This is a genomic window from Streptomyces rapamycinicus NRRL 5491 (genome assembly GCF_024298965.1).
GTDB lineage: Bacteria > Actinomycetota > Actinomycetes > Streptomycetales > Streptomycetaceae > Streptomyces > Streptomyces rapamycinicus.
Genome location: NZ_CP085193.1, coordinates 10,328,628 through 10,343,332 on the forward strand (window position 1 = coordinate 10,328,628; position 14,705 = coordinate 10,343,332).

At 71.8% G+C, this 14,705-nt stretch carries 14 protein-coding genes; 8 read left to right on the top strand and 6 right to left on the bottom strand.

Annotation, left to right across the window (positions count from 1 at the left end):
* Nucleotides 1-56: 56 nt before the first annotated feature.
* From LIV37_RS42840 to LIV37_RS42865, 6 genes are all read left to right on the top strand, one after another.
* Entirely contained in the window at nt 57-482 is a 426-nt protein-coding gene (locus LIV37_RS42840; RefSeq protein WP_020873313.1) for a GlcG/HbpS family heme-binding protein, read from the top strand.
* Between the two features lie 67 nt (nt 483-549).
* Nucleotides 550-1,374 carry an aldo/keto reductase gene (locus LIV37_RS42845; RefSeq protein ID WP_020873314.1) on the top strand — a complete coding sequence of 275 codons (825 nt, stop codon included), beginning with the start codon at nt 550-552 and terminating at the stop codon, nt 1,372-1,374.
* A gap of 138 nt (nt 1,375-1,512) precedes the next feature.
* Nucleotides 1,513-2,526, top strand: coding sequence for an LLM class oxidoreductase (locus LIV37_RS42850; protein ID WP_020873315.1), 1,014 nt, complete (start codon nt 1,513-1,515; stop codon nt 2,524-2,526).
* A gap of 156 nt (nt 2,527-2,682) precedes the next feature.
* Nucleotides 2,683-4,233 carry a sugar ABC transporter ATP-binding protein gene (locus LIV37_RS42855; RefSeq protein WP_020873316.1) on the top strand — a complete coding sequence of 517 codons (1,551 nt, stop codon included), beginning with the start codon at nt 2,683-2,685 and terminating at the stop codon, nt 4,231-4,233.
* Nucleotides 4,230-5,267, top strand: coding sequence for an ABC transporter permease (locus tag LIV37_RS42860; RefSeq protein WP_020873317.1), 1,038 nt, complete (start codon nt 4,230-4,232; stop codon nt 5,265-5,267). Before LIV37_RS42855 ends, LIV37_RS42860 begins: the two co-directional genes overlap by 4 nt.
* A gap of 36 nt (nt 5,268-5,303) precedes the next feature.
* A complete protein-coding gene (locus LIV37_RS42865) occupies nt 5,304-6,314 on the top strand; it encodes a substrate-binding domain-containing protein (RefSeq protein ID WP_158634842.1) in 1,011 nt (336 codons plus the stop codon).
* Nucleotides 6,315-6,386: 72 nt separating this feature from the next.
* On the opposite strand, the gene LIV37_RS42870 is transcribed toward LIV37_RS42865, so the two are convergent.
* The 6 genes from LIV37_RS42870 to LIV37_RS42895 form a co-directional block, all read right to left on the bottom strand.
* Complete coding sequence (locus tag LIV37_RS42870; protein ID WP_020873319.1) at nt 6,387-7,172, bottom strand: SDR family NAD(P)-dependent oxidoreductase; 786 nt, start codon at nt 7,170-7,172, stop codon at nt 6,387-6,389.
* The gene (locus tag LIV37_RS42875) at nt 7,169-8,230 is read right to left on the bottom strand and encodes an aldose epimerase family protein (protein ID WP_020873320.1); all 1,062 of its coding nucleotides are present in this window, start codon (nt 8,228-8,230) and stop codon (nt 7,169-7,171) included. Before LIV37_RS42875 ends, LIV37_RS42870 begins: the two co-directional genes overlap by 4 nt.
* A 2-nt stretch (nt 8,231-8,232) precedes the next feature.
* On the bottom strand, nt 8,233-9,288 hold the full coding sequence (locus tag LIV37_RS42880; protein ID WP_020873321.1) for an alcohol dehydrogenase catalytic domain-containing protein: 1,056 nt from the start codon (nt 9,286-9,288) through the stop codon (nt 8,233-8,235).
* Nucleotides 9,285-10,256, bottom strand: a complete 972-nt coding sequence (locus LIV37_RS42885; protein ID WP_020873322.1) for an SMP-30/gluconolactonase/LRE family protein — start codon at nt 10,254-10,256, stop codon at nt 9,285-9,287. The genes LIV37_RS42880 and LIV37_RS42885 overlap by 4 nt, the downstream gene beginning before the upstream one ends.
* Nucleotides 10,257-10,314: 58 nt before the next feature.
* Nucleotides 10,315-11,826 carry a xylulokinase gene (gene xylB, locus LIV37_RS42890; protein ID WP_020873323.1) on the bottom strand — a complete coding sequence of 504 codons (1,512 nt, stop codon included), beginning with the start codon at nt 11,824-11,826 and terminating at the stop codon, nt 10,315-10,317.
* Nucleotides 11,827-12,007: 181 nt separating this feature from the next.
* Nucleotides 12,008-12,796, bottom strand: coding sequence for a GntR family transcriptional regulator (locus tag LIV37_RS42895; RefSeq protein ID WP_020873324.1), 789 nt, complete (start codon nt 12,794-12,796; stop codon nt 12,008-12,010).
* A 103-nt stretch (nt 12,797-12,899) separates the two neighbouring features.
* Here LIV37_RS42895 and LIV37_RS42900 point away from each other — a divergent pair, with 103 nt between their 5' ends.
* Both LIV37_RS42900 and LIV37_RS42905 read left to right on the top strand, forming a co-directional pair.
* Nucleotides 12,900-13,616: an SDR family NAD(P)-dependent oxidoreductase gene (locus tag LIV37_RS42900; RefSeq protein ID WP_020873325.1), complete on the top strand. Its 717-nt coding sequence runs from the start codon at nt 12,900-12,902 to the stop codon at nt 13,614-13,616.
* The gene (locus LIV37_RS42905) at nt 13,613-14,677 is read left to right on the top strand and encodes a zinc-dependent alcohol dehydrogenase (RefSeq protein WP_243146052.1); all 1,065 of its coding nucleotides are present in this window, start codon (nt 13,613-13,615) and stop codon (nt 14,675-14,677) included. Before LIV37_RS42900 ends, LIV37_RS42905 begins: the two co-directional genes overlap by 4 nt.
* Nucleotides 14,678-14,705: the final 28 nt, after the last annotated feature.

Below are 14,705 nucleotides of genomic sequence, written 5' to 3' on the forward strand. Positions count from 1 at the left end.
GCCACCCCGTGACCAACACCGAACAGCACCATCACCACCAAGGAGACCGACCCGCCATGAGCACCCCCGAGACCGTCGTCGCCCCGCTGACCACGAAGGACGCCGAGGCCCTCGTCCAGGCCGCCCGCACCGCCGCCGAGGCGGCCGGGGTGGCGGCCGCGATCAGCGTCCTCGACGCCGGTGGCCATCTGCTGGCCTTCCGGCGCGACGACCGGGCCGTACTGATCGCGGGGGAGACCAGCACCCGCAAGGCGTTCACCGCACTCCAGCTGGACGCCCCCACCGCGGGCCTGGTCGACGCGGTCCAGCCCGGAGGCGCCTTCCACACCCTGCCCACCGCCCTCGACCGCCCGCTGCTGTTCATCGCCGGTGGCGTCCCGGTCCACCGCGACGGACGGCTGATCGGCGCGCTCGGCGTGGGCGGCGGCGCCCCCGAGCAGGACCACGAGATCGCCACCACGGCGGTCGCGACGCTCGGCTGAGACCCCGGGCCACCGAGACCCGCGAGTCACAGAACCCCACAACGCACACGACCCGACGAAGGACACCATGACCTCCGTACCCAACGTCACCCTCCACACCGGCCTCGAGATCCCACAGCTGGGCTTCGGTGTCTTCCAGGTGGAGGACGCGCAGACCACCGGCGCGGTGCTCTCCGCCATCGAGGCCGGTTACCGGTCCATCGACACCGCGGCCATCTACGGCAACGAGGCCGGTGTCGGCCGTGCGCTGGCCGAGTCCGGCGTCTCCCGCGAGGAGCTGTTCCTCACCACCAAGCTGTGGAACGCCGACCAGGGTTACGACTCCACCCTCGCGGCCTTCGACGCCGGCCTGGCCAAGCTGGGCACCGACTATGTGGACCTCTACCTGATCCACTGGCCCACCCCGGCCCGCGACCTCTACCTGGACACCTGGCGCGCCCTGGAGAAGCTGCTGGCCGACGGCCGCACCCGGGCCATCGGCGTGTCCAACTTCCAGCCCGCCCATCTGGGGCGGCTGCTGGACCACAGCGGTGTGGTCCCGGTCATCAACCAGGTCGAGCTGCACCCCTACCTCCAGCAGGGGGAGCTGCGGGCCTTCCACGCCCAGCACAACATCGCCACCGAGGCGTGGAGCCCGCTGGCCCAGGGCGCCCTTCTCCAGGACCCCGCCCTCACCGCGATAGCGCGGCGGCACGGCAAGACGCCCGCCCAGGTGGTCCTGCGCTGGCACCTCCAGCTGGGGAACGTCGTGATCCCCAAGTCCGTGACCCCCGCCCGCATCCGGGAGAACATCGACGTCTTCGACTTCACCCTCACCCCTGAGGACATCGAGGCGATCGGCGCCCTCGACCGTGGTGAGCGCACCGGGCCGGACCCCGACACCCTCAACTGACCGGGCCACCCGGCCACTGGGTCACCCCACCCCGCCACCCCCCACTCGACCGCGCCGTCGCGGCCGTGCTCATCAGCCGGCCGGGGCGGCGCGGCCCGTTCCCCCCGTTTCCCCTCTCCCGGAAGCCGTCCTCGCATCATGTCCACTGCCCTGAACCGTCTGACCCACCCCGGCGGCCGCCTCACCCTCGGCCTGGAACTCCCCCTGGACAACGACTGGGGGCAGTCCCGGCTGGCCACCGACCGGAAGGCGGGCCACCCGTTCGGTGTGCCGTCCCTCGACGCGCACGCCCACCTCGCCCGCGTCGCCGACCGGTCCGGATTCGCCGCGCTATGGGTCCGTGACGTCCCGCTGTACGACCCGGTGCACTTCGGCGACGCCGGGTCGGTGTTCGAGACCTTCACCCACCTGGGACATCTCGCGGCGGTCACCGAACGCGCGGTCCTCGGCACCGCGGCCGTCGTCCTGCCACTGCGCCGGCCACTTCTGGTCGCCAAGGCGGCCGCCACCGTCGACGTCCTGTCCGGTGGGCGCTTCGTCCTCGGCCTGGCCAGTGGTGACCGTCCCGTCGAATACCCGCTCTTCGGCGTCGAGTTCACCACCCGCGCCGAGACCTTCCGCACCGGTGTCGAGGTGCTGCGCACCGCCTGGGCCACCCCGCCCACCGGTGAGGGGCTGGATCTGCCCCAGCTCGGCCTCACCCCCGACCGGCAGCTCGACGTCCTGCCCAAGCCCACCGGCGGGACCATCCCGATCGCGGTCGCGGGCCACGCCCAGCAGAGTCCGGAGTGGATCGCGGAACACGTGGACGCGAGCCTCAACTACCCCCGTGACCTGGGAGCGCTCCGGCTGAAGACGGAGCAGTGGCGGCGGCTGACGGCCGACCGTCCCAAGCCCTATCTGACCCCCATGATGCTCGACCTGCTGCCCGACCCCGCGGCCCCCGCCACCACCATCCGGCTCGGCCTCCGCACCGGCCGGGAGGGGCTCGTGAGGCACCTGGAGAAGATGTCCGCCCTCGGTGTCGCGCATGTCGCGTTCAATCTGCGGCCGAACGACCGCCCCGTCGAGGACGTCCTGGCCGAACTCGCCGACCACGTACTGCCGCACTTCCCCTCGCCCGCCGTCGCCGAGGGGGCCGCGGCGGGGTAGATCGCCGCATTTGTTTGTTCCATGCAGTAGACACGGCGTTCATCTCATGAGAAAAAAGGTCGCAGCCCGGCCCCCACGGAGCCATGGGCAGCAGTGATCGGCCTTCTCGACGAGGAGTGACGTGCCTAGCGCAAGGGAGCATTCGAAGTGAGCAGGATGGGCGCGGTCGCGTCCTCGGTACCCGAGTCACCACCGCCGAGGACGGTCACCTTCACTCTGGACGGGGTCGGCAAGGTCTACCCGGGTGTCGTCGCCGTCTCCGATGTCACCCTGAGCGGCTACGCGGGCGAGGTGCTCGCCATCTGCGGTGCGAACGGCGCCGGCAAGTCGACGCTGACCAAACTGCTCGCCGGTCAGGAGCGCCCCACCAGTGGGCGGGTGATCGTGGACGGATACGACGGCGAGATCACCACACCCTCCGCGGCCCTGGACGCCGGAGTGCTCCTCATGCACCAGGAGCCGGTCATCGTCGACACCTTCAGCGTCCAGGAGAACGTCTGGCTGACCGGCCTCAGCGCGGCGGGCCGCCGCAGGCCGTGGCAGCTCGTCGGGGGGCGTGACCGCGCGGAGCGTACGCGCGCCGCCCTCGGCGTGGTCGGGATGCGCGAGGTGGACCTCGGCATGCCGGCCGGACGGCTCGGCCCCGGGCCCCGTCAGATGGTGGCGCTCAGCCGGTCCCAGGTGAATGAGCACCGTGTGCTGCTGCTGGACGAGACCACCGCCTCCACCACCGAGGAGCACTTCAAGGACGTCGAGTCACTGGTGCGCAAGGAGCGCGAGGCCGGTGCCACGGTCGTCTTCGTCTCGCACCGCATGCCGGAGGTGTTCGCGCTCGCCGACCGCATCGCGGTCATGCGCAACGGCTCGCTCGTCGACGTGGTCGACACCGCGGACACCACACCCGACGAGATCATGACGCTCATGATCGGCGAGGCCGTCATGGCCCTCGAGCCGCCCGAGCCGGTGGCCGCGGCGGACGCCCCCACCCTGCTGGAGGTGCGGGACGTGTCCTCGGGATCGGCTTCCGGCATCTCCTTCTCGGTGCGGGAAGCCGAGATCGTCGGCGTCTACGGACTGGTCGGCAGCGGGCGCAGCTCGCTCGCCCGGTCCATCTCGGGCCACCAGCACCGCGACACCGGTACCGTGCGGGTGCGCGGCGACGAGGTGAACCCGCGCTCACCGCGGGCCGCCCTGCGCCAGGGGATCGCCTACCTCAGCGAGGACCGCAGGCGCGAGGGGTTCGTCAAGGACTTCGACAACGCCACCAACCTCACGCTGAGCACGCTGGGCGCGTTCTCCACCCGTGGAGTGATGCACACCCGCCGGGAGCGCCGCCGGGTGGCGCGGCTGGTCTCCGACTTCGGGATCAAGGGCGGCGCCGACCAGCTGACCAGCTCGCTCTCCGGTGGCAACCAGCAGAAGGTGTGCATCGCCAAGGCGCTCGAGAGCGAGCCCGACGTCGTCGTGCTGGACGAACCGACCAAGGGCATCGACGTCGGTGCCCGGCTGAACATCTATCAGATCGTGCGGGGCCTCATCGAGCGGCGCAAGGCGGTCGTGGTCGTCACCAGCGAGGCCGAAGAGGCCCTGGCCCTGTGCAACCGGGTGCTCGTGCTGCGCGACGGCGTCATCGCCGGCGAGTTCGTCTCGAAGACCAGCACCACCGACGACCTGACCCGTACCGCCCTCGGAGGAGAAGTCCAGTGAGCCACGACACCGCGACCAGGACGGCCGCCGCACCAGCCGCGGACGACGAGGGGACGGCGCCCGCCCACGGGCTGACGCCGCGCCGGGCCGGGCAGTGGGCGAAGGAGCAGTACCCGCTCTACATCCTCATCGCGCTGCTGATCTTCGCGGGCCTCACCTCCGACGCCTTCTTCTCCTCGTACAACGTGTCCAACCTGCTGCTGCAGGTCTCGGTGATCGGCATCGTCACCCTCGCGCAGTTCCTCATCGTGCTCACCGGTGGCATCGACATCTCCGTCGGCGCGGTCGCCGGGCTCGCCGGTGTGCTCTCCGCCGGTCTCTTCGGCGGCGGGAACACGTTGCTCGCCGTGGCGGTGGCGATCGTGCTGGGCGGCGCCATCGGTGTCTTCAACGGCTACCTCATCGCCTACCGCGGACTCGAGGCCTTCATCGTGACCCTCGGCATGCTCGCGCTGGGCCGCGGGCTCGTCTACGCCTACACCGAGGGCCAGCCGATCAGCCCCCACGCCGCCGACTTCCGCACCATCGCCACGACGGCGATCGGCGGCGTCCCCGTGCTCGGCATCGTGTGGATCGTGCTCGCGATGGCCATGGCCTTCCTCACCCGCCGCACCGTGTTCGGGCGCCGTGTGTACGCGCTCGGCAGCAGCAAGGAGGCCGCCCACGCCGCGGGTGTGCCGGTGCGGGCCACCATGATCACGGTGTATGTGATCGCCGGTGTGCTGGTCGGCTTCGCGGGGTTCCTGCTCGCCGCCCGCATCGGCGCGGCCACTCCGACCGGAGGGGACAACTACGAGATCGACTCGATCGCGGCGGTGGTCATCGGCGGTGCCAGCCTCGTGGGCGGCCGCGGCCGGGTGCTCGGCGCGTTCCTGGGCACGCTCATCTTCGGCGTGATCTCCAACCTGCTGGTGCTGCTCAACGTCTCCACGTTTCTGCAGGACGCCTTCCGCGGGGCCCTGATCATCTTCGCGATGGTCCTCACCACCGTCCAGTTCACCCGGCGCCGTCGGCAGCGGACCGCACACTCCTGAGCCCGGCGCATGACCAGACACGACACGGAGATCTGCATGACAACCATGCGACGGGGCTCGCTCGCCGCGCTGTCCGCGGCGGCGCTGGTCCTGGCCGGCTGTACGACCATCGGTGGCAAGGCGTCCTCGGGCGGCCCCAAGGAGGCCAAGAAGCCCACCGACGTCACGATCGGATTCTCCCAGCGGCAGCTGGACGCGCCCTACTTCGCGGCGATGGTCGACGCGGCCAGGAAGAAGGCCAGGAAGCGGGGTTTCCACCTGGAGGTGCAGAACGCCGACGGGGACGCCGTCACCCAGCTGAACCAGGCCCAGACCCTGGTGGCGCAGGGCATCGACGTCCTCGTGGTCGACGCGATGAGCCCGAAGACACAGAAGGTGCAGCTGAAGGACGTGGCGGGGGAGGTGCCGCTGGTCTTCGTCGACACCGGTATCGAGGGGGTCGGCGTCACCTCCGTCTCCTCCGACAACTACGCGATCGGCAAGCTCTCGGGCCGGCTCGCGGCCAAGCGGTTCCACCATGGCTCGACGATCAGCCTGGCCGTCCTCAACGGCGGCCCGGACGACGAGATCGTCGGCCCCGACCGCCAGCGGGGATTCCTCGACGGTCTGCGCGCCGGTGGCGTCCGGTACCACATCGTGGCCAGGACCCCCGCGAACTACTCCCAGGACGCCGCGGTACCGGCCACCGAGTCGATCCTCGCCGCACACCGGGACGTGGACCTGATCGTGGGCCTCAACGACTCGATGACGCTCGGAGCCCTCAGCACCCTGCGCGACAAGGGAAACAAGAGGACGCTGGTCGCCGCGGCGGCGGACGGGCAGAAACAGGCGCTCCAGGAGATCAGGGCGGGCGGATGCGACGGCCGGTACATCTCCACGGGCCTGAACTCGCCGAAGCTGGCCGCCGATCTCGCCTTCGACCTCGCGCTGCGGATCGGCACCGGCGACGTGGCGCCCAAGGACATCCAGAAGCAGCGCTACACCAAGGCCGCGGGCATCAATTGCGAGAACGTGGAGGACTTCCTCGACCCGCACTCCGTGTTCTGAGCCGCGGCCGCGCGCACGGGGCAGGGGCCGGAATCTCACGATTCCGGCCCCTGCCCCGTGTGATGCGATCGGTCAATCGCGTTCGTAGACCGCGTCCGGCATGTCGCCGTTGATGGTGTAGCCGCCGTCGACCGAGAGCGTCGCCCCGGTCGAGTACGAGGCGTCCTCGGAGGCCAGATAGGCGATCGCCGCGGCCACCTGCTCGGCGCGGGCCACCGCGCCGAGCGGGATGCGCCGGTTCAGCGAGGCCACGACGTCCTCCGTGTAGAGGGGCGTGGTCAGCGCGGACCACGTGGCCCCCGGGCGCACCGCGTTGACCGTGATGCCGTGCTCGGCCCACTCTCCCGCGAGGGTGAAGGTGAGCGCCTCGATCCCGCCCTTGGAGGCGGCGTAGGCGGCCGCCTCGCGCAGCGAGATCACCGAGTGGATCGACGAGACATTGACGATACGGCCCGGCCGCTTCGCCGCCACCATATGCCGCGCGACCGCGGTGGCCATGAGGAACACCCCGCGCAGATTGACGCCGAGCACCGTGTCGAAGTCGTCCGCGCTCATCTCCAGGGCGGGGGAGATGCGCAGGATGCCCGCGCTGTTCACCAGCGAGAACGGAACGCCGAGCGTGGCCACCACCTCGTCCACGGCCTTCCGTACCTGGTCGGGGTCGGAGACGTCCACCGCGAAGGGTGTGGCGGAGCCACCGGCGCCGGTGATCGTGCGCGCGGACTCCTCGGCGCGCTCGGCCGAGATGTCGAAGACGGCCACGGAGCCGCCCTCGCCCGCGATGCGCTCGGCCGCGGCCCGGCCGATGCCCGCCCCCGCCCCGGTGACGATCGCGACGCGATCGGTGAATCGGCTCATGCCGCACCCTTCCCCTCGTCCGATACGGTGATCAGCACCGGCACGCCCCGTTCGTCGACATCGACCGGCACCTCGTCGTCGGCGATCTCGTGGACGCCGAGCGTGAACTCGGCGCTCAGTGTGGATCCGCCGGCGATGACGGGCACGCCGGGGCGCTCCAGCCGCTCGCCGAGCGGCATGAACGGTGAGGTGGTGTGCGGTTCGACCGCCACGATGTGCTCGGTGCCCCACCAGGGGTAGTCGTCGGGCGCGTGGCACTCCTGCCACACCCAGATCTCGGGGAACAGCTCGGGCTGCCAGCTCATCGTCGCCACCAGACCGCAGCCCGGTGAGCGCAGCCCGAACCAGCCGCCCGTGACGGTGGCGTAGCCGAGGTCGGCCGTCGGGCCCTCGCCCGGCGCGAGTCCGAGGGCTCCCACGCCCGGGGCGACGGCGGGCACCCGGCGCCTCTCGCCGGGTGTCATCCACTGCCGGGCGCCGAAGTCCTCCGGATGCGCGGTGAGCTCCTCGAACGGGCCGTACACGGTGGCCGCGCGGGCCACGGTCGCGGTGTTGAAGGCGGGGTGCAGGCCCCAGTTCGAGGGCAGGGCCCGGGTGGAGAGGTTCTCCACCTCGCTGCGGAAACGCAGCACGGAGCCGTCGAGCGAGAAGGTCTTGGTCATGCGGAACGGGTAGCGGGCGAGCCGGGTGACGCACCGCAGCGCGGTCCCGTCCGCCGTCTCCACGGCCTCGGCCGCCCACGAGCGGCGGGCCGCCTCACCGTGGAACGGCAGCGGAGCGCCGTGCACGGTGGTCGGTGGCCCCGCGTTGGGGAACAACTCCTGTATGCCGCCAGCGTAGTTGTCGAAGAACGACACATCGCTCGCGTCCGCCGTGTCGGCGGCCGGCACCCGGTCCACCCAGTGCGGGTCGCGCCACAGGATCTCCTCGCCGGTGGCCTTCCAGACCAGCGAGAGGATGTCGGTGCCCCGGGCCGGGTTCACCACCACCGTGACCGCGTCGTTCTCCAGTGTCCACGCACCGCCGTCGACGGGCCGGACCGAGGTCGCGCTCGCCATGCTCACTCCCATCCGATGACCGACTTGCCGACGCTGCCCGCGGCGAAGTCCGCGAAGGCGTCGGGGCCCTCCTCGATCGAGGAGACGCTGGTGATGATCGGGGCGAGGTCCACACCGAGCCGGCCGGCCTCCGCCACGGCCTCCATCATCAGCGGCACGCTGAAGACGAACATCCCGCGCAGGGTCACCTGACGCATAATCAGGTCCGGTACCGGGTCGATGGTGAAGTCGGGGCCGAGCCCGACGAACACCACGGTGCCCCAGGTCTTCACCACCTCCACGGCGGTACGGCGGCCGTGGACGTTCCCGGAGGTGTCGATGACGGCGTTCGCGCCACCGGGCACCACGGCCTGGATGTCGAAGCCCGCGGAATCGTGGACATCGGAGTAGCCGAGGCTCTCGGCGAACGCACGGCGCTCGGGGCTCGGGTCGGTGCCGACGGCGCGCAGGCCGAACGCCTTCGCCCAGGCGAGCACGGCGAGACCCACCGGGCCCACGCCGATGACGACCACGGTCTCGCCCGGCCTCACCTCCGAGCGGAGCAGCGCCTGGTAGGCCGTCGTGGCACCGCAGGCGAGGAACGCGCCGACGGGGAAGCTCACCTCGTCCGGCAGCACCACGCAGTCCTTGGCCGTGACGACCAGTTCGTCCTGGCAGCCACCGGGCCGGTTGAGCGAGTACACCCGCGCTCCGCGCTCGCAGTGCACATCCCAGCCGCGCCGACAGCTCTCGCACTGGCCGCAGCCGGAGTAGTGCTGCACCGCGACCCGGTCGCCCACCCGCGGATGGCTCACACCGGGGCCGACCGCCTTGACCACACCGGCGATCTCATGGCCGGGTGTCATCTCGGGCGAGCGCGGCTGAGTGGCGTGCCGCATCTCCTCGTGTGTCATGTGGAAGTAGTGCAGATCGCTTCCGCACAGGCCGGCCGCCTTCATGTCGAGGACCAGCTCGCCCGGTCCGGGCTCGGGGAGTGGCGCGTCGACGACGGCGACCTTCTCCTTCGCGGCGAATCGCAGCGCACGGACCGTGGTGGCCGGCGCGGTGGTGGTCGTCATGGTGTCTCCTTTCCTGGGGCGCGGGAGGCGCGGGATGCGGGTCGGCGGAGTGCCGGGATGTCCGCCGCGTACAGCACCGATTCGGTGGTGACGGCGGGGTCGACCGTGCCGAGCGGCGGTGAGCAGCAGAGGTGGAGGACGGACTGGTCGGCGCCGCCGACGGCGACCGCGTAGGGGCTGAGGCCGCCGGTTTCCACGACGGCGAGCAGGGTGCCGTCCGGGTCGAACAGCCGGGCGCCGTGTCCGATCGAGGAAGCGACCCAGACCCGGTCGTGGGCGTCGATGGCCAGACCGTCGGGCAGTACGGGAAGCTCGCGGGTGGCGCGTTCGATGTCCAGGTGGCGGGGCGGGCTGCCGAACTGCTTCCACACCCGCCGCTCGCCGAGCGTGGGCGCCCCGCCGCCGCTCCAGGCCACCGGCCACGAGGAGACGCGTCCGGCGAAGGTCTCGGCCACCAGCAGCCGACGGCGGTCGGCGGTGAGCACCATGCCGTTGGGGAAGACGAGCCCGTGGCCCTGGAGATCGGCCCGGCCGTCGGGGGAGACCCGCACCAGGGCGGTCTCGCGCAGGGAGCCGGGCTCGGCGTCCGTATTGCCGAAGTTGCCGATGAGGGCCCAGCCGGACTCGGTGACGAGCATGTCGTTGGCCACGCCCTCGATGAGATGGCCGAAGCGCGCCACGGTGGTGAGCGCCCGGCCGTCCCACCGCAGCAGGGCGCGCTCCAGCATCGAGACGACCAGCAGCGATCCGTCGGGCGCGAATCCGAGCCCGGACGGCCGGCCGGGCACCTCGCACACCGTGCGCACCTCATGGCCGGTGTCCGGTGAGCGGCCCGGACGGAAGGCGAGGACGCGCCCGCTGTAGAAGTCGGAGGCGAACAGTTCGCCGTCGCGCCATCGGGGGCCCTCGAGAAAGGTGAACCCGCTCGCGACGGGGGTGGCGTGGACGGTCGTCACCGATGTGCGCATGAGGCTCCTGTTCGTCGTGGCACCGCGAGGCGGTCACGAAGGCGGCCACGGCACATTCTCATGGTGCGGACTTGTTGTCTAGTGGATGAGAATTCGTGAACCAGGGCTCCAGGCCGCGATAGGCGTCCAGGAACTCCCGGTGGCGCGCCGAGTAGTCCCGGTGCCGGTCCGCGGACGGGGTGAACTCCGCCTGGACCGTGGAGAGTTCGCGGACCACCTCGAAGCCGTCGACCAGGCCGCTGCCCACCGCTGCGGTGACGGCGGCGCCGAGGCTGTTGGCCTCCTCGACGATGCTGCGGCGGCGTATCCGGGCGCCCCAGACGTCGGCGAGGACGCGCAGCCAGAGGTCGCTCGCCGCGCCCCCGCCGATGGCGTCGACGCGGTCGACCGGATGCCCGGCCTCGCGGAAGGCGCCGACGCAGGTGGCCAGGTTGAAGGCGACCCCCTCCAGGACGGCCTTCGCCAGATGCGCCGGGCCATGGTGCCGGGAGAGCCCGACGAAGGCGCCCCGGGCGTCGGCGTTCCAGTACGGTGAGCGCTCGCCGAGCAGATGGGGCAGGAAGTAGAGCCCCGTGGTGTCGGCGTCGTCGATCCGCGCCAGGGTGCGGCCGATGCGCTCCGGCCCGCCGTCCGGGCGCAGCACCTGCGCGATCCACTCCAGCGAGGCGCCGCCCGCCTGCATCGTGGCCGTCGGGACGTAGTGTCCGGGCAGGACGTGGTTGAACGTCATGGTGCGCAGGGCCGGGTCGTACAGCGGCCGCGTGGCCGACATCGAGATCCACGAGGAGGAGCCGAGGTAGGTGTAGGCGCCGTCCTCGGGGGTCAGCACCCCGGCGCCCAGCGCGGCGAGGGGGCCGTCCCCGCCGCCGATGACCACGGGGGTCCCGGCGGGCACCCCGGCCTCCTCCGCCGCCCGGGCACGGACCCGGCCGACGACCGAGGCCGACTCGGCGATGTCGGGCAGCAGGCCCGGGTCGACGGCCGCCGCGTCGAGCACGGTCCGCGACCAGATGCCCGCCCGCTGGTCGAAGGCGTTGGTGCTGGAGGCGTCGGAGGGATCGGTGACGAGCGTTCCGGTCAGGCGCTGGACGATGTAGTCCTTGGCCAGGCACATATGGGCCACCCGGCGGAAGGTCCGCGGTTCGTGGTCGCGCACCCACATCACCTTGGCCAGCGAATACGTGGGGTGGATCCGGTGCCCCAGCAGCCGGTAGGCGCGCTCCTCGCCCAGCTCGGCGGCCAGTGTCCCGGCCTGCTCGGTGCTGCGGTGGTCGGCCCAGATCATCGCGGGCCGCACCGGCCGGTGCGCCCGGTCGAGCAGCACGGCCCCCATCATCTGGCCGCTGAATCCGATGGCGCCGATCCGCTCCGGGGGCGTCCCGCTCCGGGCCAGCAGTTCGCGGCCGGCCCGGCAGACGGCCCGCCACCAGGACTCGGGGTCCTGCTCCGCGATGCCGCCGGCCCGGAAGTCGGTGTCGTAGCGCACGGTCACCGCCGTCACCAGCCGGCCGTCGTCGGTGTGCAGGGACGCCTTGTTCCCGGTGGTGCCGAGGTCATGGGCGATGATCACGGATGTTTCTCCCCAGCTTCCTGGTGTCCGGGCATGGCCTGGAACGTTGCGCAGGTCACTGTCATCCTGTCCGTACAGGATGTCAAGGGTGATGAGCGGGGGTACGACGGGGCCGCGGGGTCGCGAAAAGGGCGGCCGACCCGATGTCGTATCGGGGCCGCCGCCCAGGTGGGAGCGCGTTTCAGCCGGTGCTGTCGTTCACCAGCATCGACGGTGGCGCCCCGGCCCGGCGGCGCCGGCGGACATGCACCTGGAAACGGCTGCGGTCCGCGCGGTGGTAGGCCGTGAAGTACTCCACCGGCCTGCCCTCCTGGTCCCAGGCGGTGCTCCGCAGGAGCAGCACCGGGTCGTGGGCGTCCACGCCGAGCGCCTCGGCCACCGACGGGGCTGCGGGCACCGCCTCCACCTCACGCCTGCCGTGGTCCAGCCCGACGCCGTACTTGCCCTCCAGCAGGGCGTAGAGCGACTGGTGCGTCAGATCCTCGTCGAGCAGTCCGGGCGCCACCCGGTGCGGCAGCCAGGTGCTGGTCAGCGCCCATGGCTCGGCGTTGACATAGCGCAGCCGCTCCAGATGGATCAGCGGTGCGCCCTCCTCGACCTCCAGCTCACGGGCGGCGTCCGCCGTCGCGGGGGCGAACTCCAGCCGGCGCACCGCGCTGACCAGCGCTCCACCGCGGGCGGCCACGTCCTCGTACAGGCCCGTCATCGACTGGAAGAGCGACTCGTCGACCTTGCGGGCGGCCACGAAGGTGCCCTGCCCCTTGCGCCGCACGATGCGGCCCTCGCCCTCGAGCTCGTCGAGGGCCTGGCGCACGACGGTCCGGGAGACGCCGTACCGCTCGCACAGGGTCACCTCGCCGGGCAGCCGTTCACCCACCTTCCAGACGCTGCCGAGCTGTGCCAGCAGCAGCTCCTTGAGCTGGGCGTAGAAGGGCAGTGCGGCATCGCGGTCAATCCGTCCGGGTTCCACGGCGCAAGCGTAGCGCCTGGCGGCGAAGACAACAGCCCGTCCTCTTGACATCCTGTACGTACAGGCCGTCTTATCACTGCCGGAGTCCACCCAAGGAGACATCATGTCCTGGTACCAGGGTGCCCGGATCGCGGTCACCGGAGCCGCCGGGGGCATCGGACGGGCCACCTGCGCACATCTGGCCGGTCTGGGCGCCGAGGTGTACGCCCTCGATCTCACCGCGTCCCCCGTCGGACGGTCCGTCCTCTGCGACGTCACCGACGAGGACAGCGTGACGGCCGCGATCGGCACGGTCGTCACCGAGGGCGGCCGGATCGACGGCCTGGTCGCGGCCGCCGGGGTCGTCGAGGACGACGTGCCCGCGGAGCGGATGAGCGCCGCCGAGTTCGACCGGGTGCTCGGCGTCAATCTGAAGGGCACGTTCCTCAGCTGCGCCGCGGCCGCCCGGCGGATGCTCGACGCGGCGGGAGGCCGGATCGTCACGGTCTCCTCGATGTCCGGCACACATATCGTCAACCACCCGCAGAAGCAGTCCGCGTACAACGCCTCCAAGGCCGCGGTGAGCGCGTTGACCCGTTCCCTGGCCGTCGAGTGGGGGCCGCGCGGGGTGCGGATCAACAGCGTCGCGCCCGGCTATGTCGCCACGCCGCTCAACGACCTCAAGCGGCATATGCACCCGCGCTGGAAGGAGGGCACGGTCGCCGGACGGTTCGCGGAACCCGAGGAGATCGCCGCCGCCATCGGCTGGCTGCTCGGCGACGAGGCCGCCTACTGCGTGGGCACGGAACTGCTGATGGACGGGGGTTTCGCACTCCGATGAGCAGCACATCGAGGACACCGGACGGGGCGGCGGAAGGGGACACGATGGACCGGCGGGTGACCGTGACCGCGGACGGCGACGTCGTCGTGGAGGAGGTGGCACGGGTACGGCCCGCGGCCGGCGAGGCGCGGGTGCGCACCCTGCTGACCGGCATCTGCGGCTCGGACGTCCACGCCCTGCGCGGTGAACACCCCTTCATCTCCCGGCCGTACCACCCGGGACACGAGGCCGTCGGCGTGGTCGCCGAAACCGGACCCGGCGTCACCTCCGTGGCCGAGGGGGACCGGGTGCTGCTCGAACCCAATCTGGGGTGCGGGACCTGCCGCCACTGCCGCTCCGGCCGCTACAACATCTGCGGGGAACTGCGGGTCATCGGCTGCCAGACGGCCGGGGCGATGGCGGACGGCTTCACCGTCCGCGCCGACCGGCTGCACCGGGTGCCCGACGGGCTCACCGATGTGCAGGCCGTGCTCGTCGAGCCGCTGGCCACCCCCGTGCACGCGGTGCGCCGGGCCGGGGACCTCGCCGGCGCCGGTGTGCTGGTCCTCGGCGCCGGGCCGATCGGACTGCTCACCGCCCTGGCCGCGCGGGCGGCGGGCGTGCGGACCGTCATCGTCACCGATCCGGTGGCGGCGAAGCGGGACCGGGCGGTGCGGCTCGGGGCGGACGCGGCGCTCGCGCCCGGTACCCCCGGCCTGCCGGAGCTGGTCAGGGAGCGGCTCGGCGGCGGCGCGGACGCGGTGTTCGACTGCGTGGCGGTGTCCGCCTCCGTCACCCAGGCCGTGCGCTCCGTCGAGAAGGGCGGCACGGTCATGGTCGTCGGGGTGCCCCAGGGCCCGTTGAACGTCCCGCTGGACCTGGTCCAGGACCGCGAGATCGCCGTGCGGGGCTCCCTGATGTACGTCGGGGAGGACATGCGCGCCGCGATGACGCTTCTCGGGACCGGTGCCGTACCGGCCGACGAGTTCGTCACCGCCACCTTCCCCCTGGACCGAGCGGATGAGGCGTTCCGGGCCGCCGGTGGCCCGGACCAGATGAAGGTGCTGGTGAGCGTCGGCTGACCGGCCCGCGAGCACAAGTGAGACGGCC

What these genes read in the sequence shown, in the direction of transcription:
- LIV37_RS42865 (WP_158634842.1), top strand. Translation starts at nt 5,304, where the DNA reads ATGACAACCATGCGACGGGGCTCGCTCGCCGCGCTGTCCGCGGCGGCG.
- LIV37_RS42875 (WP_020873320.1), bottom strand. Translation starts at nt 8,230, where the DNA reads ATGGCGAGCGCGACCTCGGTCCGGCCCGTCGACGGCGGTGCGTGGACA.
- LIV37_RS42845 (WP_020873314.1), top strand. Translation starts at nt 550, where the DNA reads ATGACCTCCGTACCCAACGTCACCCTCCACACCGGCCTCGAGATCCCA.
- LIV37_RS42855 (WP_020873316.1), top strand. Translation starts at nt 2,683, where the DNA reads ATGGGCGCGGTCGCGTCCTCGGTACCCGAGTCACCACCGCCGAGGACG.
- LIV37_RS42870 (WP_020873319.1), bottom strand. Translation starts at nt 7,172, where the DNA reads ATGAGCCGATTCACCGATCGCGTCGCGATCGTCACCGGGGCGGGGGCG.
- LIV37_RS42905 (WP_243146052.1), top strand. Translation starts at nt 13,613, where the DNA reads ATGAGCAGCACATCGAGGACACCGGACGGGGCGGCGGAAGGGGACACG.
- LIV37_RS42880 (WP_020873321.1), bottom strand. Translation starts at nt 9,288, where the DNA reads ATGACGACCACCACCGCGCCGGCCACCACGGTCCGTGCGCTGCGATTC.
- LIV37_RS42840 (WP_020873313.1), top strand. Translation starts at nt 57, where the DNA reads ATGAGCACCCCCGAGACCGTCGTCGCCCCGCTGACCACGAAGGACGCC.
- LIV37_RS42850 (WP_020873315.1), top strand. Translation starts at nt 1,513, where the DNA reads ATGTCCACTGCCCTGAACCGTCTGACCCACCCCGGCGGCCGCCTCACC.
- LIV37_RS42885 (WP_020873322.1), bottom strand. Translation starts at nt 10,256, where the DNA reads ATGCGCACATCGGTGACGACCGTCCACGCCACCCCCGTCGCGAGCGGG.
- LIV37_RS42900 (WP_020873325.1), top strand. Translation starts at nt 12,900, where the DNA reads ATGTCCTGGTACCAGGGTGCCCGGATCGCGGTCACCGGAGCCGCCGGG.